A 19,262-nucleotide genomic window follows, 5' to 3' on the forward strand; every position below is an offset into this window, starting at 1 on the left:
CGCCATGAACGCAATCGTCGACCGCTCGGCGCCGCAAATGGAGGACATCCGCTTCGCATTCGGGACATGTTCGCTGGGCATCGTGCTCGTCGCAGTCAGCACCAGAGGCGTCGTCGCAATCCTGTTGGACGACGACCGCGACGCATTGCGCCGCGCCCTGGCCAATGCCTTCCCTCGGGCGCGCCTTGCCGCCGCGGAAACGGCGCTCAGGGGCACCGTCGCCACCGTCGTCACCTTCCTCGACGCGCCGCATGGCAGACTGGACTTGCCGCTCGATATTCGAGGCTCGGCGTTGGAGCAATCCGTCTGGCAGGCGCTCCGCGATGTTCCGGTCGGCCGGACCACCACCTATGGCCAGGTCGCCAGGGCTCTGCCATTGGCGGCCACCGCTCAGGATGTCGGCGCTGCCTGCGCAGCCAATGTGCTCGCGGTCGCCATCCCCTGCCATCGGGTGATCAAGGCGGATGGCTCGATCGCGGGCTATCGCTGGGGCGTGCAACGCAAGAGGAAGCTCACGAACCGGGAGCGCGCGGCATGAATTCAATGACTCGGGAATATCAGCACAAGGCGTATTACAGCGGCGTTCTGGACCAGTCGGCCGACGAGGCCTGGAGAATGGTCCGAGATTTCAACGACTATCCCCGCTACATCGAGGGCGTCACCGAGAGCATCATCGAGGACCGCAAGCGCGGAGACGAGGTCGGCGCCGTGCGGCGCTTCCTCTACGGAGAGACATGGCTGCGCCAGCGCCTGGAAGCCCATTCCGACGCGGACCGCTCCTTCACCTATGCCGGAATGGAGCGGTTTCCCTTTCCGGTCGGGGAGGACATCGATGTCCCGGCGGCCATCGGCTACCAGGGCACGTTGCGGCTGACGCCGATCGTCGACGGCAACCGCACGTTCGTGGAATGGTTCGTGGAATTCGACGGGCCATCGAACGAGGCTGCGCAATGGACCGGTCTTTTCCTGGAACTCATCCCGCAATGGGTGGACTCCCTCCGCCGGACGCTCGCAGGGCAGCGGTGATCGGTGCGCTCCGGTAACCTATAGCACGGCGCCCAATTGCCATGGCACGAATTCGAGATCACCGAATCCGCTCACCTCGCTTGCGCTCTTCCTGCCGCTCGCGGTCGCGAGGATGAGGTCGAATATCCGCGCCCCGCTTTCCTGCGGCGTCTCGGTACGCTCCAGGATGCTTCCGCAATCGCAATCGATATCCTCCGCCATCCGTCGCGCCATTTCCGAATTGGTCGCAAGCTTGAGGCTGGGCACCGGCTTCGCGCCGAACACCGAGCCCCGTCCCGTCGTGAAGCAGATCATGTTCGCGCCGGACGCGATCTCTCCGGTGGCCGAGCATGGGTCGTATCCGGGGCTGTCCATGAACACGAAGCCGCGCCGGTCGATGCGTTCGGCGTAGCGGTAGACGCCGCGCAACGGCGAGGAACCGGACTTGGCCACCGCCCCTAGCGATTTTTCCAGGATGGTCGTGAGGCCGCCCGCGATGTTGCCGGGCGACGGATTGTTGTCGAGGCTCGCACCGTGTCTGGCGGTGTGGTCTTCCCACCAGTCGAGCAGGCGCTGCAGGTCCTCGCGGACCTGCGGGGTTTCGGCGCGCTCGAACAGCAGCGACTCCGCGCCGTAGATCTCCGGTGTTTCCGCGAGGATGACGGTGCCTCCGGCGCGGACCAGCTTGTCGGCGGCAAATCCGAGCGCCGGGTTGGCGGTGATGCCGGAGAAGCTGTCGGAGCCACCGCACTGCAACCCCAGAACCAGCTCCGACGCCGGAATGGGCTCGCGGCGCGCCGTCTCCGCCTCCTCCAGCAGTTCCCGCACGATGCCTTCCGCCATCGACACGGTCTTCATCGTGCCGCCGGCGTCCTGGATGGTCATCGTGCGGAGCCTTCGCCCGGTCGTCAGGTTCTGCGATTGCAGCAGGCGCTCGACATCGTTCACCTCGCAGCCCAGGCCGATCACCAGCACGCCCGCGAAGTTCGGATGATCGATGAAGCCGCCCAGCGTGCGTTGCAGGAGTTCGATGCCGGGGCCGGTCGACGCCAAGCCGCAGCCGGTCGCGTGGGTGACCGGCACCACGCCGTCGACCTGTGGCCAGGACGCCATCGCATCGCCGGAAAAGCGCTCGGCGACCTTGCGCACGACCGTTGCCGAACAGTTGACGGTAGCGATGACTCCGACGTAGTTGCGGGTGGCGGCGCGGCCGTCGGGGCGGCGGTAGCCCTGGAAAAAGTGTTCCTCGCTGCCCGGAGTCCAGGCGCGCCTCGCGGCAACCGGCGACGCGTCGTGTTCCGCGAAGGCCAGATTGTGGGTGTGCACGTGGTCGCCGGCAGCGATGTCCTGCGTGGCGGCACCGATGAAGTGGCCGTACTTGAGGACGGGGTGGCCCTTGACGATGGCCGTGGTGGCGAACTTGTGGCCAACCGGGATGTCGGCGGCCGTCGTCAGCGCGAAGTCGGAGAGGCGGGTGCCGGCCGGGAGGGCGGTCGTGGCGATGGCGACGTTGTCGGTCGGGTGGAGCTGGAGGAAGGGCATTCGGGTCATGGGGTGGGCAACCTGGCTGGAACGTGTCTCGAAATTGGCCCGCGATTCCTTCCGGCTTCGGGAACCCTTCGCCACTCTACTCCCGGATCGGCGTCGTTCGGAGTTCGCCTGTCTCGAGTACTGGCGTCGTTTGGCGCTCATTGGCCATTGATGAGCCCCGGCAGCCACAACGACACTTGCGGCACGTAGGCGACGAGCCCGAGCGCCACCAGCAGCGCGAGATAGAAGGGCCAGATCGTGCGCACGCTCCGCTCGATCGGGATCCGGCCGATCGCGCAGCCGACGAAGAGCACCGAGCCCACCGGCGGCGTCACCAGGCCGATCCCGAGATTCAGGATCAGCATGATCCCGAACTGCACCGGATCCATGCCGAGCTGGATGGACAGCGGCAGGAAGATCGGCGTCGTGATCATGATCAGTGGCGCCATGTCCATGAAGGTGCCGAGGATCAGCAGCGTCAGGTTGATCAGGAGCAGCAGCACGAGCGGATCTTCGCTGATGGCCTTCAGCAGCGACGCGAGCTGCTCGGGCACCTGCAGGATCGCCAACAGCCAGCCGAACGCCGCCGCCGTGCCGATGATGATCATCACCATCGCCGTCGTCCGGACGGCCGCGGTCGTCGCCTGCACGAAACGCTCCCAGCTAAGTGAGCGGTACACGAACAACGCGACCACGATCGTGTAGACGACGGCGATCGCGGAGGACTCGGTCGCCGTGAACACGCCGAGCAGGATTCCGAGCACGATGACCAGCGCCGCAAGCAGCCCCGGGACGGCCGCGGCGAATGCGATCAGGAACACGCGTACCCCGGGAAACCGGCCGCGCGGATAGCCGCGGCGCACAGCGACGATGTACGCCGCGATCATCAGCAGCAAGCCCGCGAGGACGCCCGGGACGATGCCCGCGATGAACAGATCCGCGATCGAGACGCTGACGCTCGCCGCCGCGGTGTAGATGATCATGTTGTGCGACGGCGGGATCAGCAGGCCGGTGATCGCCGAGGTCGCCGACACGTTGACCACGTAGTCGCCGTCGTAGCCCTTCTCGCGCATCACCGGCCCGAGCGCGGAGCCGATCGCCGACACGCTCGCGATGGCCGAGCCCGACACTGCGCCGAACAGCATCGACGAGCCGACCGTCACCTGCCCCAGCCCGCCGCGCGTACGACCGAGCGCGGCGTCGGCCACCCTGATGAGCCGCTCCGCGATGCCGGCGCGATGCATCAGGTCGCCCGCGAAGATGAAGAATGGAATCGCCATGAGCGCGAAGATGTTCATGCCCGCCGCCATGCGCTGGAACGGGACGACCAGCGGGATGTCGAGCAGGAAGAACGTGACCAGCGACGCGGCACCGAGCGCGAACGCGACCGGGACACCGATGATTAGCAGCACCGCGAGGGTGACCAGGAGCACGATCAGTTCCATGTCGGATCGATCTCCCGGCCGCGCAGGTCCGTGACGATGTGTTCGATGCTGAACCCGAAGATGAGCAGGCCCGCCAGCGGAATCGGAAGATAGGCGACCCCGCGCGGCAGGTCGAGCGCCGGGATCACGTGCTCCCAGGTCGCGAGCACCAGTTCGGTGCCCCACGCCGCCATGGACGCGCCGAACAGGCCGACGACGGCGTGCGCGGCGAGGTCGACCGCTGTCTTCCATTTCCCCGGCAGCGCGTTCGCGACCACGCCGATGCGGATGTGGAAGCCTTCGCGCACGCCGGCGGCGGCCGCGAACATCACGAACCAGATCATCAGCAACTGTGCTGCCGATTCCGCCCACGCCGTGCTGTCGTTCAGCACGTAGCGCGCGAACACCTGCCAGCCGATGACGGCGGTCATCAGCAGCAGGCCGAAGCCTGCGAACCAGCGAATGAAGCGGCTGATGCGAGCGCCGATCATTGCCGGTTTACTCGAGACGCATCGCTTGCCTGGCGGGCTTCTGCGGGGGCAGGCGCGTCCAGCGCCTGGATCCGATCGGCGAGCTCGCGCAGGCGCGGCGTCGTCAGGAAGCGGTCCCACACCGGGCGCATGCGGCTTGCGAAGGCGTCGTGATCGACGTCCTCGACCAGCTCGATGCCGTCCTCCAGCACGCGCCTGCGCGATTCCTCGACGCGCGCGTCCCAAAGCTCGCGCATGATCGGCACCGAGCCGTCGACCGCCGCCTGCAGGTGCTCCCGCTGCGCGTCGTCGAGCTTCTTCCAGGTGTGCATCGAGGCGACGAGCACTTCCGGCGCCAGCACATGGTTGGTCATGCTGTAGTGGCGCGCGGCTTCGAAGTGGCGCGAGCTTTCGTACGACGGCCAGTTGTTCTCCGCGCCGTCGACGACGCCCTGCACGAGCGCCTGGAACACCTCGGTGTAGGGGATCGGCGTCGGGTTGGCGCCGAGCGCCTGCACCATCGCGACGTAGATGCTCGAGTTCTGCACCCGCACTTTCAGGCCGCGCATGTCGTCGGGGGTGCGGATCGGTCGCCGCGTGTTGTAGAAGGAGCGCGCGCCGGAATCGTAGTAGCACAGCCCCTTCAATCCGTGCGGCGTCATCGCGTCGAGGATGGCGCGCCCCGGCGCGCCGTCGAAGGCCGCGCGCGAATGCGCGACAGAGCGGAACAGGAACGGCAGCGCCAGCACCATCGTCTCCGGCACGATCGAGTTCACCGGCGCGAGATTGACGCGGTTGAGATCGAGGCCGCCGAAGATCGTGATTTCCAGCGTGTCCGCTTCGGAGCCGAGCTGGCCGCCGGAATAGACGCGGACGCGCATCTCGCCGCCGGTGCGTTCGGCGAGGACGCGGTCGATGGCGTGCAATGCCCTGGTCGTCGGGTAACTTTCGGGGTGCGTCTCGGCGGCGAAGAGCGGGCGCTGGCTGCTGCCTGTCTTGCGGCGCTGGCAGGCCATGAGGAGGAGCGGCGTCAGCAGCAGCTCACGCCGCGTCAGCATGTTGATATCCCGTTCGCAGGAGCGAAGCGGCAGGTTGTAGGCGAGTGATGGGCGGGCTCGCGACCTTGCCGTGCGGCCGCCGGGCGATGTCGCGCACCGCCGGATCGGGTGGGAACAGCCGGTCGGGATGCAGCTCGAGGCGTCGCGACATGACGGCAGTGAATTTTCTGAATCAGGACGACAGTCACCATAACCCCTGTTTGCGCGGCCATTCCAGAGGCACTGGAAAGGGGAGGTGAAAAGGGACGGGGCAAGTCAAGCGTCGGCGCACTCGCGCTCGCGCCGCCCGCCCGGGCGATCGCCAGCCCATGGCCCCTCCCAACGCCTTTTCCATCATCCGCTGAAACCTGGGATCTTGTAGGCACGTGCGGCAGGCCAATCAGGGCTTCCAGCAGGGATCACCAGATCACGATGCAACTGTCGTGCAAGCAGGCACGAAAGGGGCTAAGGTGCGCCGGTCAAGCGCCGCTTTCCGGCCAGCCTTGATCCCGTCGTCCAGCATGGAAAGATTCGCGCCCGCGCCTGAGAACGCTGCCAAGCGGGCGCCTGACGATTCGTTCGTGAAATGGATCGAGCAGTACGGCGCCGCACTGCTGCGTTTTTTCCGGCGCCGCATCCCGGATGCGCACGATGCCGACGACGCGCTGCAGGACACCTACGTCCGGCTGCTGAAATACCGCGATCGCGAGCACATGGAAGCGCCCCAAGCGCTGGCGTTCCGGATTGCCGAAAGCGTGGTTTGCGACCGCCAGCGCCGACGGGCATCGCACCGGGTGGATGCACACGTGCCGTTCGCGGACGACGACGATCCCGCCACCGGGGCCGGTCCGGAGCACGTCGCCTGCGCCGGCCAAGAACTGGGCGTGCTGGCGGAAGCCATCGGCGAACTTTCACCGAAATGCCGTCGGGTATTCCTGATGAGTCGTCTGCACGGCCTCAAGCGCCAGGACATCGCCGACCGTCTGGGCATTTCCGTGCAGATGGTCGACAAGCACCTCGGCCGCGCCATGGCGTATTGCCGGCGCAAGGTAGAAGGTTCCGCCTCGTGAACGTTCTGGATTGACCATGGCCCTTCACGACATGGACGAGCATCTGGCGGCCGAAGCCGACCGTTGGCTCCTGCGCATGCAGGACCCCGACCGGACCGAAACCGAACGGCGCCAATTCGAGGCCTGGCTGCGGCGCGATCGGGCGCATCTTGCCGCCTATCGCAACGCCGAGCGGCTTTGGCGGCAACTCGGCCAGGCGGTTCGGCGCCCCGAGGTCCGCGACCTGCCCGAAGCAGCGCTTCCGCCTGCCGGAGAGCCGGGTCGGCGGATAGCGCGACGGAACCAATGGCTCGCCGCGGCCGCCTGCCTGCTGCTGGTCGTCGCCGGTTTCCAGTTCCTTCGACCGCCACGGCCGGCGCCGCCGCAGTCGTTCGCGACAGCCACCGGGGAAACCCGCCGCGCGGTGCTGGACGACGGCTCCGTGGTCACCCTGGATACCGACAGCCGGATCGCGGTCGCGTACACCGATCAGGCGCGTCGCATCGAAATCGCGCACGGCAATGCATTCTTCGACGTCGCCGCAGACGCGTCGCGACCATTTGTCGTCGACGCCGGGCCGGGACGGGCCACCGTGCTGGGAACGCGCTTCCAAATGAACACGGCATCCGGCCGACTCGAAGTCGTCCTGGTCGAGGGATCGCTGCAACTCGAACATCGGGGCACCGGCGGGAACGCCTCCCCTCCGGCATTGGTCGTCCTTGAACCGGGCCAGTCCGCGCGACTGGACGGCCAGGCAGCCGGGTGGCGGATCGGCCCTGCCGACGTGGAAGCGCGGACCGCCTGGCTGCAGGGCCGGTTGATCTTCCGTGACACACCGCTGCCCGTGGCGCTGGCCGAGTTCAACCGCTACAGCACCGTCAAGCTGCGCATCGGCGACGCACGGCTGGAGGCTTTGACGATCCACGGCGTCTTCCGCACGGGCGACCAGCGCTCGTTCGCGCTCGCACTCGCGAGCACGCTGCCCGTGCGGGTCCAAGACGTTGATGGCGACCTGGTCCTGCGGGACGCAGACGTGGCGCCCTGAGTTCCGACGGCCTCCTGCGGCCGGCGCGGCGCGCTTCGGCCCTCGCCCCACTCACCCACTTTTCGGCGATCGCGCGGACGCGAGGTAGAAGGTCCGCGCGCGGCTGCGTTACACCTTCATGCAGGCCCGTTGCGCCGTGACCGCTCACGGCGGGGCACCTTTCGCAGGAATCGCCATGACCGAAAAACGCAGCAAGACCGGATCGAAACTGCTCGCCTGGTCGGTGCTCACCGCCGCCCTGCTGGCCCTTCCGCCGTTCGTGCAGGCGCAGGCACCGGAAGGCAGGGCGCCGGGAGACAGCCGGCCGGCTGCCGTGCACCACTTCCGCATCCCCGCCTCGTCCCTGGCCGAGGCCCTGACCGCGTTCGCGATGCAAAGCGGATTGCAGGTCTCGTTCACCCGCGACACCGTGCGCGGCCTGCGGGCGCCGGAACTCGACGGCGACTACGCGCCGACCGAAGCGCTGGAATTCCTGCTGCAGGGAACGTCGCTCGATTATGCGTTCGTCAACGAGTCGACCATCGTCATCCGGCGCCCGGAAACGCCGGCGACGACCGGCGATGCGCCCGCCGGTGCGCAGCTTCCCGACACGCCCGCCCCGACCACTCTGGAAACCGTCTCGGTCATCGGCACCAATATCGTCGGCGCCCGCGAATCCGGCACGCTGCCCGTGTCCGTCGTCCGCCGCGAATCGCTGGACGCGATGGGCGTGGCGACGGCCGGGGAGATGATCGCCGCGCTGCCGCACTCGGGCGCACAGGCCTTCAACAACGAATCGCAGGGACCGAACCAGGCGCGCGGCGACGTCGCCTCGGCCAATCTGCGCGGACTGGGGTCCGGCAACACGCTGGTGCTGCTCAACGGCCGTCGCATGGTCGCCCATCCCACCACCCAGCAGGAAGGCTCGGTGCCGGTACAGATCGTCAACCTCAACACCGTGCCGGGGCCGGCGCTGCAGCGCATCGACATCCTCCGCGACGGCGCCGGCGCGATCTACGGTTCGGACGCGACGGCCGGCATCCTCGACAACGTGCTCGACAACCGCTTCAGCGGCGGCGAGGTCACGACGCGCTACGGATTCTCCGAAGGTACCGCGCTGGACGAGCAGTCGCTGGGTTTCAAACTGGGCAAATCGTTCAACCAGGGCGCCACCCATGCCACGCTGTTCGGCGAGATCTACAGCCGCTCGGCCATGCCGGCGTCCGACCGCCACTACGCCGGCACCGATTTCCTCAGCGACCGGGTTGCCGACACCTATGCCTCCAGCTTCGACAACCGCTCGTCGCTGGCGCCCTGGCTGCGCGCCTCGGTCGCGACCCCGGTCGCCGACTTCGGCGAGGCCTTCACCGCTTTCCATGTACAGCCCTGCGCGCTGCCGGGCTCGGACCTGGGCACCGGCACCGATGGTGTCTGCATCGACGGCGGCTCGTCGGCGCTGGAACCGGTGCTGCGCACCGACGAGGCGCCGGAACGGACGCTCACGCCCAGCTCCGACCGGATCAGCCTGATCTCCACCGTCGAGCACGATTTCGAATCGGGCGTCCAGGCCTTCGGCGAGCTGCTCTACTACTCCGCCGAGTCGACCGCGCACCGCGGCGGCACCACCAACCTGACCTCCGCGCCGCTGACGATATCGGCCGCCAACCCCTACAACCCCTTCGGTTCCGGGCCGGGCCGCGACCCCGGCTATACCGGCCCGGCGCAGGACATCGCCATCGTCGGCCTGCGTGTGGACGATGTCGGCCGCCGCCGGATCGATGTCGACTCCGAAGCCTATCGCGCCCTGCTCGGGCTGCGCGGTGAACTTGGCGACTGGTGGAACTGGGAAAGCGCGGTCCTGTACTCCGAGGCGAACACCGTCGACGTCGAACACAACCGTGTCAGCAACACGGCGCTGCAGGCTGCGTTGAACAGCGCCGACCCAGCCACTGCCTACAACGCCTTCAACGGCGGCAATCTTGCGGCGCCGGGGCTCCACGACGCGTCCCTCAATCCGCCCGCTGTGGTCGACCCCTTGCGCATCAGCATCAGCCGGGACAGCAGGGCGACACTGGCGCTGGCGGATTTCAAGCTCTCCAGCCCGAACGCGTTCTCGGCGTTCGGCCGGGATGTTGGCGCGGCCGTCGGCGTGGAGATGCGGCGCGAGACCTTCCGCGACGATCGCGATCCGCATATCGACGGCACCATCAATTTCATCACGCCCGCCGGCGAGGCGACCAGCGACGCCATGGGCAGCAGCCCGACGCCGGATACGCAGGGTTCGCGCAACGTCCACTCCGCCTTCGCCGAACTGCAGATCCCGCTGATCTCCGAAGACGATGCCGTGTCCTTCGCTCGGAACATCGACCTGCAACTGGCGGCGCGCTACGAGCGCTTTTCCGACATCGAAGAGGGCGTGCTCAAGCCCAAGGCCGCGCTATCCTGGCGCCTCAACGACTGGCTGATGTTCCGCGGCGCCTACTCCGAAGGCTTCAGGGCGCCGAACCTGGAGACCGTCAACGCCACCGAGATCCGCCGCGTGCAGGAGAACCTGACCGACCTCTACGGTTGCGCCCAGGGACAGGGTGTCGATTCGATCGCCGCGATCGACCGCAGCGCCTGCGGTGCGTACACCTACAACGTCGAGGACGTACGCAGCGGCAACCGCAACCTGGAATCGGAAACCAGCGAGACGGTCAGTGTCGGCATCGTGTTGAACCCGACCGACAGCCTGGCCCTGACCCTCGACTGGTGGCGGATCAGGCAGGACGGCATCATCGGCGTGTTCGAGGCGCAGGATCACCTGAACCTGGACGCGGTCCGGCGGCTGGAGGAAGGCGGCGTCAATCCCGCGCTCACCCGCGATGCCGACGGGCAACCCGTGCGCATCGCCAACCAGTTCCTCAACCTGGATTCGCGCACGGTGGAAGGCGTCGACATCGGCGCCCTCTATGCATTGCGGGACACGCGCCTGGGCGACTTCCGCTTCACCCTCGATATCGCGGTTCTCGACCGCTTCGACCAGACGCCCTCGCCAGAATCGGCCTCGCTTCTGGCCGCCGGACTGCCCGCCAGCGCCGGCGGTTCGCTGATCAGGCAGAACGAGAACCCGCGCGTTCGCGGATCCGGCAGCATCGCCTGGCGGAACGGCGCATGGGAAGCGAACGCCTATGCCGGCTATGTGGGAAGCGTCGTGGACACCTCCGCGCTGAACTACCCGGTCGACGACTGGCTCACCGTCAACAGTTCGCTGAAGTACGCCTTCGATTCAGGACCACTGCGCGGCACCTCGCTGCGGATCGGCGTCAACAACATCGCCGACAAGGACCCGCCGCTGGCCGATGAAACCTTCGGTTACCTGACCAAGCTGCACAACAACCGCGGGCGGTTCTGGTACCTGCAGGTCAGCAAATCGTTCCTGTGAGCCCCGCGCCGCCCGGCTGGTCCGAAGACCGTCCGCTCGCACGGTCCGATGATCGAGAAAATGATGACGACCACAATCCGGTACGACGCGTCGTGCCGCCGCTTCTGCAGCTTCGTGCTGGCAGCCGTGCTGACCGTCGGCAGCGCCGCCTGCGCCCACGCCCGGGAAGCGAGCCCGGCCGCAGCGGCGTTCGACTACCTCATCGAGTACGACTCGATCCACCACCCGGTCGTCTCGCGGCATGGCATGGTGGCCAGCCAGAACCGCACCGCATCCTCGGTCGGCGCAGACATCCTGCGGCAAGGCGGCAACGCGGTCGATGCCGCGGTGGCGGTCGGCTTCGCGCTGGCGGTCACCCTGCCCCGCGCCGGCAACCTGGGCGGCGGCGGCTTCATGCTGATCCACCTGGCCGAACAGGACCGAACCGTCGCCCTCGAATACTACGGACAGGCGCCGCAAGGCATGCCCGGCGACCTGCTCGACGGTCCCGACGGCAAGGTCGACCGCGGCAAGCGCTACTCGCACCTGGCCGTGGCCGTGCCGGGTACGCCGGCCGGCCTGTACCGGGCGCATCGCGACTACGGCCGGCTCCCCTGGCGGCAGTTGCTGGAACCCGCGATCCGCCTGGCCGAAGCTGGGATCACCGTCAGCGAGGACATGGCCTACGTGCTCGACTTGCAGCGCGACGGCATGGTCCGCGACCCGGCCATCGCCTCGGCCCTGTACAAGCCGGGCGGCATTCCGTACCGGCCCGGCGAAACGCTGCGCCAGCCGGATCTGGCCTGGTCGCTGCGGCAACTGCGCGATCACGGCGCCGATGCGTTCTATCGCGGCGAGATCGGCCGGCGGGTGGTCGCCGGCGTGCGGGCCCATGGCGGTACGTTGTCGCTCGAGGATCTCGCGGCGTACCGCGTCCGCCAGCAGGCGCCGTTATGGGGCGACTACCGCGGCCATCGTATCGCCTACATGCCACCGCCGTCGGCCGGGCTGCTGCTGGCGGAACTGATGAACATGCTCGAACGCTTTCCATTGCAACAGCAGGGCCAGAACAGCGTCGCCAACCTGCACGTCCTGGCCGAGGCGATGAAGCTGATGTTCGCCGACCGCGCCGAATACATGGGCGGCTATCCGCAGCACCGGCCGCCAATGGCGCTTGCCGACAAAGCCTATGCGGCCTCGCGCGCCAAGCTGATCCAGATGGATCGCAGTATCGACGCGGCTACGCTCGCACCCGGCGATCCGTTCGAGCACGAAAGCCGCGATACCACGCACTATTCTGTGGCCGATGTCGCGGGCAACGTCGTCAGCAACACCTACACGCTCGGTTCGTCCTTCGGCGCCCACGTCATGGCCGAAGGCACCGGCTTCCTGCTCAACGATGCGCTGGCCAATTTCAGCTGGAACGGGCAGGGCGGCGCCAATGCGCCGGCGCCGGGCAAGCGCGTTATCTCCACCATCGCTCCGGTCATCGTCTTCAGGCAGGACAAGCCGTGGCTGGTGTCCGGCACGCCCGGCGGCACCCACATCATCGGCGCCATGGCCCAGCTCCTGGTCAATACCATCGACCATGGCCTCAACGTCGCCGAAGCCACCCAGCGCCCGCGCGTCTTTCAGGGGCCCGGCGATTCGCCGCTGACGTTCGAACCCGGATTCCCGGTCGACATGCTGTCGTTGCTCGAGAAAAAAGGGCATGCCGTCGAAACCGCGAGGACCATGGGCAGCACGCAGTCGATCATGATCGAGGCGGGCGTCTTCCACGGCGGCGCGGATACGCGGCGCCCGGAATCGGGCGCTGTGGGAGTGGAGCCGGTTCGCTCCAGGCCCGTCGACTGATGTGCACCCGGGCAGGCGGCAGTGCCCGGCATGCGATGGGCAGCGGCGCAGTGCAGCCTTGCGGCGCGTCAGACCAGGACCGGTCCGACGCAAGTTCGCCCGTTGATCAGGCATCCGGGGAGGACAGCATCGCTGTCATCCGTGATCTCGGCCTGGTTCATTCCAGCGCCGCGCGCGCAGCTTCTGTCAGCTGCGCCATGGCGCGGGAGTACGGCCCCGGCCCGTGACTGACGCGCGCCACGCCGAGCGCAGAGAGCTCTGCGAGCGACGGGGTGTCGTCCATCACCATGATGTTGACGGGCAGCGGTGAGGCTTCGACCACGCGGCGGATCGAATCGGGCGCGGCGAGACCGGGCACGAACAGCCCACTTGCGCCCGCTTTCGCGTAGGACTGGGCGCGTTCGATCGTCATCTCGATGTTGGCGGCTTCGTGCTTCGCCGCATCCTTCTGGAAATAGACATCGGTCCGCGCGTTGATGAAGAACGCCACGCCTCGTTCTTCGGCCGCCCGGCGCGCGGCCGCGATGCGCTGCGCACTCTCCTCGATCGCGCGCAGGCTGCCGTCGTGCGGAAAGCTGTCCTCGAGATTGCAGCCGACGGCGCCGGCATCGATGGCGCGCGCCACCGTCCTGCCGACCTCGTCCGGGCTCGCGCCATAGCCGCTTTCAAGGTCGATGCTGACGGGCAGCTCGACGGCGGCGACGATGCGCGCGAGATTGCCGAGTGCAAGATCGAGCGGTAGCTGCTCGCCGTCGCCGAAGCCGTTGGCGGCGGCGACCGACCAGCTCCCGGTGGCGATGGCCTTGGCGCCACCGGCGGCAATGGCGCGGGCGGAGCCGGCATCCCATGCATTGAAAAGCACGAGCGGGCGGCCGGCGACGTGCAGTGCGTGGAAGGTCCGGGCGAGGTCTGGCTGTGTCATGGCTTGGTCTCTTCGCAGTGGTTGTTCGATGGCGATCTTCGGCGCCTTGCCGCCGCAAGACAATGACGCGCCAGATCATGGAAGCATGACCTCCAAGGTCATGGTTTCGGTCGTCACGCGCGGCTAGACTCGGTGCCCATGAACACCGCCGCCGCCGCCGTCGTCGCGCCCATCGGCATCCTGTTGCGCGAATGGCGTGCGGCGCGACACCTGAGCCAGCTCGATCTCGCGCTGGAAGCCGGCATGTCCGCGCGGCACTTGAGCTGCATAGAAAGCGGCAAGTCGCGCGCCAGCCGTGAGGCCGTCACACGGCTCGCAGACGCGCTCGACATGCCGTTGCGTGAACGCAACGCGCTACTGGTCGCCGCCGGCTACGCGCCCATGCATCCCGAGTCGGGCCTCGGCACGCCCGCGCTCGAACCGGTGCAGCGCGCGATCGATTTCATTCTCGAACAACAGGAGCCGTATCCGGCCTACGTGATCAACCGGCACTGGGACGTGCTGATGGCGAACCGCGCCGCGATGAACGTCAACCGCTTCCTGCTCGGGCGCGACAGCGCGCACGACAACATGCTGCGGCAGTTCTTCGATCCCGCAGACCTGCGTTCCCGCGTGGTCAACTGGGAGGAGATCGCCGGTGACCTGCTGCGGCATCTGCATGGCCGCATCGCGGCGACACCCTCGGACGGGGTCGCGCGCGCGCTGCTCGACGAGGTACTGGCGCATCCTGGCGTGCCCGTGCGCTGGCGGCGGCGCGAGGTCGACCATGCGCCGTCGCTGCTGCTGACGAGCGTGTTCCGGCGCGATGACACGGAACTGCGCTTCTTCTCCACCATGACGACATTCGCCACGCCGCGCGACGTCACGCTCGACGAACTGTGCATCGAGTGCTGTTTTCCGGATGACGAGGCAACGGCCGCCTTCTGCCGCGCGCTCGCCGACGCGGATCGAAAGCGCTGACGAAACCCGCCCAGGTCGCGGCCGTCGTGGACGGTCCCGGCGCCGAGGTCAGAACGAATGCATGAAGCGGGTGCCGGCGCCCCAGTCCGGGCTGCCATCGGACAAGCCCTTGCTCAGGTAGAGCTGCAACCGGCTGCCGGTGCCGGCCGGTGTGGACAGAAATCCGATCGCGTCGCTGCGGTCGTCGAAACCGTTCGCCGCCGCTTCCCGATAGTCGTACATCAGGCCGATGCGGCCCTTGCCGGTGCGCCGGCTGATGCCGATGTTGCCGCTGAGCACGCTGTCGACCTCGATGTACTGCGACTCGCCGAGCCGGGTGTAGCCGGCGCCGCCGAACAGCATCGTGCCGTCGAGGTCGCGGTACAGGTCGACGGCGACGCCGTAGTCGTCGGCGCCGGTGCCCAGGCCCTTGTCCTCGTCGGCGGTGGCGATCTTGGCGTTGGCGGTCAGGTCCACGCCGAGCGCGTTGCCGGTCGGCACCGAGTAGGTCGCTGCGAGGGTGAGGTCGCCGATGCCGGACGCGCTGCCGCGCTCGGAGGTGGTTTCGCCGTCGCCCGCCGGGTCCCCGAGCAGGCCGCCGCGTCCGCGGCCGGCCGGATTGAGGTTGTCGACCAGGCCGACCGTCGGCAGCACGTCCGGGTCGCCATTCACGCGCAGCCACGGCAGGCTGGCCTTGAGGGTCCAGTCGCCGGCGTCCATGCGCGCGGTGAGCGGGATCGAAAGGATGTCGGTGGTGGTGTCGCTGCCGTAGTCGCCGCTGCTGTAGTCGACGGCAATGCCGAGGCCGACATCGGCGGCGGCGGCTGGGCCGGCGAGCGACAGCAGGGCGATGCAGCAAAGGGTGGAACGGGGCATTGCGCTCTCCTTGTGGAGGGTCGTTCCGGAGAAGGCCTTCGCGCAGGCATGGCAGCCATGCGCGCGACTCCAGATGCGAAGTGGTGGGCGCCCGATGACGCCCACCGGATCAGATCATCCGCAGGGACGGTTCAACGGTTCCCGCGCTGCGGGCGCTCGGGGAGCAGCGGACGCGTGGGCAGCGCCGGCACGCGGACGCCCGCCGGGCGCCCCGAAACGGTGCCGCGCGCACCGGCGTCGACCCGTGCATTGGCGCGGACGTCGGTGGAGATGTCCGCGCCGATCGCGGCGCGCGTCCGCGCGTCTGCAGCGGTGGCGGCGCCAGCCTCGGTACCCGCAAGGCCGCCGGAAGCCTCGTCGGCGATCGCCAGGCCGGCTTCGGCGCCGCCGCCTGCGGCCACGTCTGCGCGATGGGAAGCGCTGACCAGCTCGCCGGGGTTGAAGCCCAGTTCCTGGGCGATTTCACCCATGCCCATGCCGTCGGCGCGCAGCCCCAGCACCTGGTCGAGGGCGATGTCGACATCGGCCGCTGCGCCGTTGTCGATCAGCGACTCGGCCATCGCCAGGGTGAGATCGATCTCGCCATAGCCCATCGCCGCGGCGGACTCGGTGCCCTCGCGCAGCGAGCGGACCAGATCGGCGGCGGCCCCGGTCGAGCCGGCCAGCTCGGCGTAGCGCTCGGCGAGCTGCTCGGTCGGCACGGTCGCGTGGGCGTCGGCCGTGGCCTCGGTGCCCGCTTGCTGGGCGAAGGCCGCGGGCAGGGTGGCGAGCGTGGTGAACAGCGCGGCGAGCAGCGCCGTCGTCAACAGTTGTCGGTGTGTCATGTCGGAACTCCTTGACGCCGCGGACCATCCACGGCTTTCAGGGAGAACTACGACCAGGGGTGCGGGTTTCTTCCAGGACGGGTCAGCCGCCGTTCATCGCGATGGGTCGGCGCTGGCGAGACCAGGCGCGGCACCGACCAGGCCATGGCCATAGGTGTTGTCGCGCCCGCGTGCGCCGAGGTCGCTGGCCTGCGCGGCCAGCGCGATGCGGACCGCGTCGCCGCGACCGGCGCCGGCCACGGGCACCACCTGCGCGGCCAGGCGAGCGACGAGCGGCGCGGCGAACGAGGTACCGCGGGCCAGGTCCCAGCCGCCGTCCGGCACCGCCACGCGCAGCTCCATGCCGGGGGCGGCGAAATCGACCTGCGGTCCACGTCCGGCCTCGGGCAACGCACGCAGCCGCTCATCGACCGCGGTCACGCCGATGACTTCGGGATACGCGGCCGGATACAGCGGCGGCGCTGCGGGGCCGTCGTTGCCGACCGCGGCGACGAGGACATGGCCGCGTCCGGCCATCGCCTGCACCACGCGCTCGAGCAGGCGGTTGTGGGGGCCGACCAGGCTGATGTTGATCACGCCGGCCCGTTCCCGGGCCAGCCAGGCCATGGCCTCGGCCAGACCGGTCGCGGCGCCGCCGGTCGGTTGCTCGCAGTAGATGTCGGCCGCGAGCAGCGTCGCGGGAGCGGGTGATCCGAGACCGGTGTCGCCGGCCAGCAGCGAGGCGACGGCGGTGCCGTGGCGGTCCGGATGGCGTTCGCCGTCGCAGCCCCAGGATTGAATCTGCACGCCGGCCAGGGCCGGGTGGGCACCATCGACGCCGCTGTCGATCAGCCCGATCCGGGCGCTGCTGTTGCTGCTGTTCCCGGCCGTGGCCGCGGCCGGGGAAGCGGCCGCAGCCGGTGCGCTCGCAGCCGGTGCGTTCGCAGCCGGCGTGGCGGAGCCGAGATAGAGATGGTTGTAGTCGTACTCGCCATCGGGATCGAGGCGCTGCAGCCGGCGCAGCGCGGCGCGGGTACGCATGCCCTCGCGTGCGCGCAGCACCACGATGCGCAGGCCGAGTTCGTCGGGGCCGCGTTCGCTGGCGACGGTGAAGCCCGAGGCGCGTGCGCGCTGCAGGGCTTCCGCGCTCGGATCGATGGCGACGATTTCGCTGCGTACCACCGGTGCGCCGGAGCGGTCGGTGTCGATCACGTCGCGGTGCATGCGCACGACGCGTTCGAGTTCCAGCCGGCGGGCGGTGGACAGTGCGTTCGCAGCGGCATTGTCGATCGCGTTCCGGGGCACCGGCAGCGTGCCCAGGCGTTCGGATGGCAGACCGCGCAGCTGGGTCTGCCCCGGCAGCGACGGCGGCGCCACCTGCGCGGATGTCGCAGGGATCGTGGCCACGATCAGCGCGGCCAGGAGCAGGATCGGAGATCGCCGGTTGCGCATGGAGCCCGTACCAGGACGTGTGGCCGGGCGGCCATTCGCGGCAGGCGCCCGTATGGGGGATGCTAGCATCCGCGCCCCCGTCATCACGCCCGTCCATCGACCACGCAGGAAGTGTTCAGGAAGCCGACTGCGGTTCATGGAAGAAATCGCCCGCGTCGGACGTATATCCGCATGACAGACATGGATTCCCCCCATCGCATGCAAGATCGCCTGTGCGAGTTGTTGCCGCGCCTGCGGCGGTTCGCGCGTGCCCTTGCCGGCGATCCGGGAGATGCCGACGATCTGGTGCAGATCGCGCTCGAGCGTGCCTTGGTGCGGTCGGCGCAATGGCGTCCAGGCGAATCACTGGAAGCGTGGGTGTTCGGTATCGTCCGCAACGCCTGGATCGACGAATTGCGTGCGCGCCGGCGTCGGCACCAGGTGTTCGCGCCGGAGGAGGCGGGCGAGCATGTCGGCGCCGCGACGGTCGACGGCCAGGCGGCGGCGATATCGGTGCGGGCGGCGGTGTCGCGGCTGACGCCGGAACAGCGCGAGGTGGTCGCGCTGGTGTTGGTCGAAGGCCTGGCCTACCGCGAGGCCGCCGCGGTGCTGGACGTGCCGATCGGGACCGTGACCAGTCGTCTGGCACGGGCGCGGGAAGCCTTGCAGGGCATGCTTGAAGGATACGACCGGGGCAGGTGATGAAGATCGACGACGAAATGCTGATGGCCTATGCCGACGGCGAGCTGGAGCCGGCCGATGCCGCGCGCGTGGCGGCGTCGATCGCCGCCGACCCCGCGCTGGGGGCAAGGCTGGAGCGGCATCGCGCGCTGCGTGCGCGATTGGCGGCGGGCTTCGCGGGCGTGCTCGAGGAGCCGGTGCCGGAGCGCTTGCTGGCCGCTGCGCGTGGCGAGGATGCGAGCGGCGGCGTGGCCGATATCCGCGACGCGACCGCCCGCCGCGAGGCGCGCGGGCCGCGGCGATGGTCGTGGCCGGAATGGAGTGCGATGGCGGCGTCGTTGCTGTTGGGCGTGCTGGTCGTGCAGTGGTTCCATGCGCGCGACAGGGGCGGCGGCGAACTGGTGGCGGGTGCGGACGGCGCGCTCCGCGCCCGCGCGCACCTGGCCGCGGCGCTGGACACGCATCTGGCCAGCGCGCCGCAGGATGGCCCGGTCGAGATCGGGATCAGTTTCCGGGCCGTCGATGGCAGCTACTGCCGCAGTTTCGCGCTGAAGGGCGAACGTGTCCTGGCCGGCCTGGCTTGCCGCGACGGCGCGGGCTGGCAGGTGCCGGTGGCGAGCGAAGTCGCGACTGCGCCAGGCGGTGAACTGCGGCAGGCGTCCACTTCGCTTCCGGCCGCCGTGCTGGCCGAACTGGAGGTACGGCTCGACGGCGAACCGCTCGACGCCGAGGGAGAACGCGCCGCGCGCGATGCCGGCTGGCGCTGAGCGGGTTCGCGGATCCGGAAGCCGGCGTCGATGGCGCCGGTTCCATC

General features: G+C 68.8%; 17 protein-coding genes. 9 read left to right on the forward strand and 8 right to left on the reverse strand.

What is annotated here, in order from left to right; all coding sequences use genetic code 11:
• The first annotated feature begins 4 nt into the window (after window positions 1-4).
• On the forward strand, window positions 5-538 hold the full coding sequence (locus tag FXO19_RS10625; protein ID WP_223115481.1) for a methylated-DNA--[protein]-cysteine S-methyltransferase: 534 nt from the start codon (window positions 5-7) through the stop codon (window positions 536-538).
• A complete protein-coding gene (locus FXO19_RS10630) occupies window positions 535-1,026 on the forward strand; it encodes an SRPBCC family protein (RefSeq protein ID WP_223115482.1) in 492 nt (163 codons plus the stop codon). The genes FXO19_RS10625 and FXO19_RS10630 overlap by 4 nt, the downstream gene beginning before the upstream one ends.
• 18 nt (window positions 1,027-1,044) lie before the next feature.
• On the opposite strand, the gene FXO19_RS10635 is transcribed toward FXO19_RS10630, so the two are convergent.
• The 4 genes from FXO19_RS10635 to FXO19_RS10650 all read right to left on the reverse strand — a co-directional run bounded on the left by FXO19_RS10635 (window position 1,045) and on the right by FXO19_RS10650 (window position 5,487).
• A complete protein-coding gene (locus FXO19_RS10635; RefSeq protein ID WP_149195076.1) occupies window positions 1,045-2,556 on the reverse strand; it encodes a UxaA family hydrolase in 1,512 nt (503 codons plus the stop codon).
• A gap of 137 nt (window positions 2,557-2,693) precedes the next feature.
• Window positions 2,694-3,980 carry a TRAP transporter large permease gene (locus FXO19_RS10640; RefSeq protein ID WP_149195077.1) on the reverse strand — a complete coding sequence of 429 codons (1,287 nt, stop codon included), beginning with the start codon at window positions 3,978-3,980 and terminating at the stop codon, window positions 2,694-2,696.
• Window positions 3,971-4,450, reverse strand: a complete 480-nt coding sequence (locus FXO19_RS10645; RefSeq protein WP_149195078.1) for a TRAP transporter small permease — start codon at window positions 4,448-4,450, stop codon at window positions 3,971-3,973. Before FXO19_RS10645 ends, FXO19_RS10640 begins: the two co-directional genes overlap by 10 nt.
• Window positions 4,447-5,487 (reverse strand): TRAP transporter substrate-binding protein, encoded by a 1,041-nt coding sequence (locus FXO19_RS10650; RefSeq protein WP_223115483.1) that lies wholly within the window; start codon window positions 5,485-5,487, stop codon window positions 4,447-4,449. The genes FXO19_RS10645 and FXO19_RS10650 overlap by 4 nt, the downstream gene beginning before the upstream one ends.
• 365 nt (window positions 5,488-5,852) lie before the next feature.
• Between FXO19_RS10650 and FXO19_RS10655 the strand changes: the two genes are divergently transcribed.
• The 4 genes from FXO19_RS10655 (at window position 5,853) to ggt (ending at window position 12,796) form a co-directional block, all read left to right on the forward strand.
• The gene (locus FXO19_RS10655) at window positions 5,853-6,536 is read left to right on the forward strand and encodes an RNA polymerase sigma factor (RefSeq protein WP_149195079.1); all 684 of its coding nucleotides are present in this window, start codon (window positions 5,853-5,855) and stop codon (window positions 6,534-6,536) included.
• A 16-nt stretch (window positions 6,537-6,552) separates the two neighbouring features.
• On the forward strand, window positions 6,553-7,560 hold the full coding sequence (locus FXO19_RS10660; protein WP_149195080.1) for a FecR family protein: 1,008 nt from the start codon (window positions 6,553-6,555) through the stop codon (window positions 7,558-7,560).
• A 175-nt stretch (window positions 7,561-7,735) separates the two neighbouring features.
• A complete protein-coding gene (locus FXO19_RS10665; protein ID WP_187775733.1) occupies window positions 7,736-10,963 on the forward strand; it encodes a TonB-dependent receptor in 3,228 nt (1,075 codons plus the stop codon).
• Between the two features lie 63 nt (window positions 10,964-11,026).
• Window positions 11,027-12,796, forward strand: a complete 1,770-nt coding sequence (ggt, locus tag FXO19_RS10670) for a gamma-glutamyltransferase (protein ID WP_223115484.1) — start codon at window positions 11,027-11,029, stop codon at window positions 12,794-12,796.
• Between the two features lie 157 nt (window positions 12,797-12,953).
• Here the strand turns inward: ggt and FXO19_RS10675 are convergent, their stop codons facing one another.
• Window positions 12,954-13,781, reverse strand: a complete 828-nt coding sequence (locus tag FXO19_RS10675; protein ID WP_255516381.1) for an isocitrate lyase/PEP mutase family protein — start codon at window positions 13,779-13,781, stop codon at window positions 12,954-12,956.
• Window positions 13,782-13,856: 75 nt separating this feature from the next.
• Here FXO19_RS10675 and FXO19_RS10680 point away from each other — a divergent pair, with 75 nt between their 5' ends.
• Window positions 13,857-14,678: a helix-turn-helix domain-containing protein gene (locus FXO19_RS10680; RefSeq protein ID WP_149195083.1), complete on the forward strand. Its 822-nt coding sequence runs from the start codon at window positions 13,857-13,859 to the stop codon at window positions 14,676-14,678.
• 48 nt (window positions 14,679-14,726) lie between these two features.
• Here the strand turns inward: FXO19_RS10680 and FXO19_RS10685 are convergent, their stop codons facing one another.
• The 3 genes from FXO19_RS10685 to FXO19_RS10695 form a co-directional block, all read right to left on the reverse strand.
• Entirely contained in the window at window positions 14,727-15,533 is an 807-nt protein-coding gene (locus FXO19_RS10685; RefSeq protein WP_149195084.1) for a transporter, read from the reverse strand.
• A gap of 131 nt (window positions 15,534-15,664) precedes the next feature.
• Entirely contained in the window at window positions 15,665-16,357 is a 693-nt protein-coding gene (locus tag FXO19_RS10690) for a hypothetical protein (RefSeq protein ID WP_149195085.1), read from the reverse strand.
• 93 nt (window positions 16,358-16,450) lie between these two features.
• A complete protein-coding gene (locus FXO19_RS10695) occupies window positions 16,451-17,788 on the reverse strand; it encodes a S8 family serine peptidase (RefSeq protein WP_149195086.1) in 1,338 nt (445 codons plus the stop codon).
• Window positions 17,789-17,986: 198 nt separating this feature from the next.
• On the opposite strand from FXO19_RS10695, the gene FXO19_RS10700 reads away from it, so the two are divergent.
• Both FXO19_RS10700 and FXO19_RS10705 read left to right on the forward strand, forming a co-directional pair.
• Window positions 17,987-18,469 (forward strand): RNA polymerase sigma factor, encoded by a 483-nt coding sequence (locus FXO19_RS10700; RefSeq protein ID WP_255516382.1) that lies wholly within the window; start codon window positions 17,987-17,989, stop codon window positions 18,467-18,469.
• On the forward strand, window positions 18,469-19,215 hold the full coding sequence (locus FXO19_RS10705) for an anti-sigma factor family protein (protein ID WP_149195088.1): 747 nt from the start codon (window positions 18,469-18,471) through the stop codon (window positions 19,213-19,215). Before FXO19_RS10700 ends, FXO19_RS10705 begins: the two co-directional genes overlap by 1 nt.
• The last annotated feature ends 47 nt before the right edge of the window (window positions 19,216-19,262 follow it).

Source organism: Luteimonas suaedae, assembly GCF_008312895.1.
GTDB classification, from domain to species: domain Bacteria; phylum Pseudomonadota; class Gammaproteobacteria; order Xanthomonadales; family Xanthomonadaceae; genus Luteimonas; species Luteimonas suaedae.

What these genes read in the sequence shown, in the direction of transcription:
- FXO19_RS10625 (WP_223115481.1), top strand. Translation starts at nt 5, where the DNA reads ATGAACGCAATCGTCGACCGCTCGGCGCCGCAAATGGAGGACATCCGC.
- FXO19_RS10630 (WP_223115482.1), top strand. Translation starts at nt 535, where the DNA reads ATGAATTCAATGACTCGGGAATATCAGCACAAGGCGTATTACAGCGGC.
- FXO19_RS10635 (WP_149195076.1), bottom strand. Translation starts at nt 2,556, where the DNA reads ATGACCCGAATGCCCTTCCTCCAGCTCCACCCGACCGACAACGTCGCC.
- FXO19_RS10640 (WP_149195077.1), bottom strand. Translation starts at nt 3,980, where the DNA reads ATGGAACTGATCGTGCTCCTGGTCACCCTCGCGGTGCTGCTAATCATC.
- FXO19_RS10645 (WP_149195078.1), bottom strand. Translation starts at nt 4,450, where the DNA reads ATGATCGGCGCTCGCATCAGCCGCTTCATTCGCTGGTTCGCAGGCTTC.
- FXO19_RS10650 (WP_223115483.1), bottom strand. Translation starts at nt 5,487, where the DNA reads ATGCTGACGCGGCGTGAGCTGCTGCTGACGCCGCTCCTCCTCATGGCC.
- FXO19_RS10660 (WP_149195080.1), top strand. Translation starts at nt 6,553, where the DNA reads ATGGCCCTTCACGACATGGACGAGCATCTGGCGGCCGAAGCCGACCGT.
- FXO19_RS10665 (WP_187775733.1), top strand. Translation starts at nt 7,736, where the DNA reads ATGACCGAAAAACGCAGCAAGACCGGATCGAAACTGCTCGCCTGGTCG.
- ggt (WP_223115484.1), top strand. Translation starts at nt 11,027, where the DNA reads ATGACGACCACAATCCGGTACGACGCGTCGTGCCGCCGCTTCTGCAGC.
- FXO19_RS10680 (WP_149195083.1), top strand. Translation starts at nt 13,857, where the DNA reads ATGAACACCGCCGCCGCCGCCGTCGTCGCGCCCATCGGCATCCTGTTG.
- FXO19_RS10685 (WP_149195084.1), bottom strand. Translation starts at nt 15,533, where the DNA reads ATGCCCCGTTCCACCCTTTGCTGCATCGCCCTGCTGTCGCTCGCCGGC.
- FXO19_RS10690 (WP_149195085.1), bottom strand. Translation starts at nt 16,357, where the DNA reads ATGACACACCGACAACTGTTGACGACGGCGCTGCTCGCCGCGCTGTTC.
- FXO19_RS10695 (WP_149195086.1), bottom strand. Translation starts at nt 17,788, where the DNA reads ATGCGCAACCGGCGATCTCCGATCCTGCTCCTGGCCGCGCTGATCGTG.
- FXO19_RS10700 (WP_255516382.1), top strand. Translation starts at nt 17,987, where the DNA reads ATGCAAGATCGCCTGTGCGAGTTGTTGCCGCGCCTGCGGCGGTTCGCG.
- FXO19_RS10705 (WP_149195088.1), top strand. Translation starts at nt 18,469, where the DNA reads ATGAAGATCGACGACGAAATGCTGATGGCCTATGCCGACGGCGAGCTG.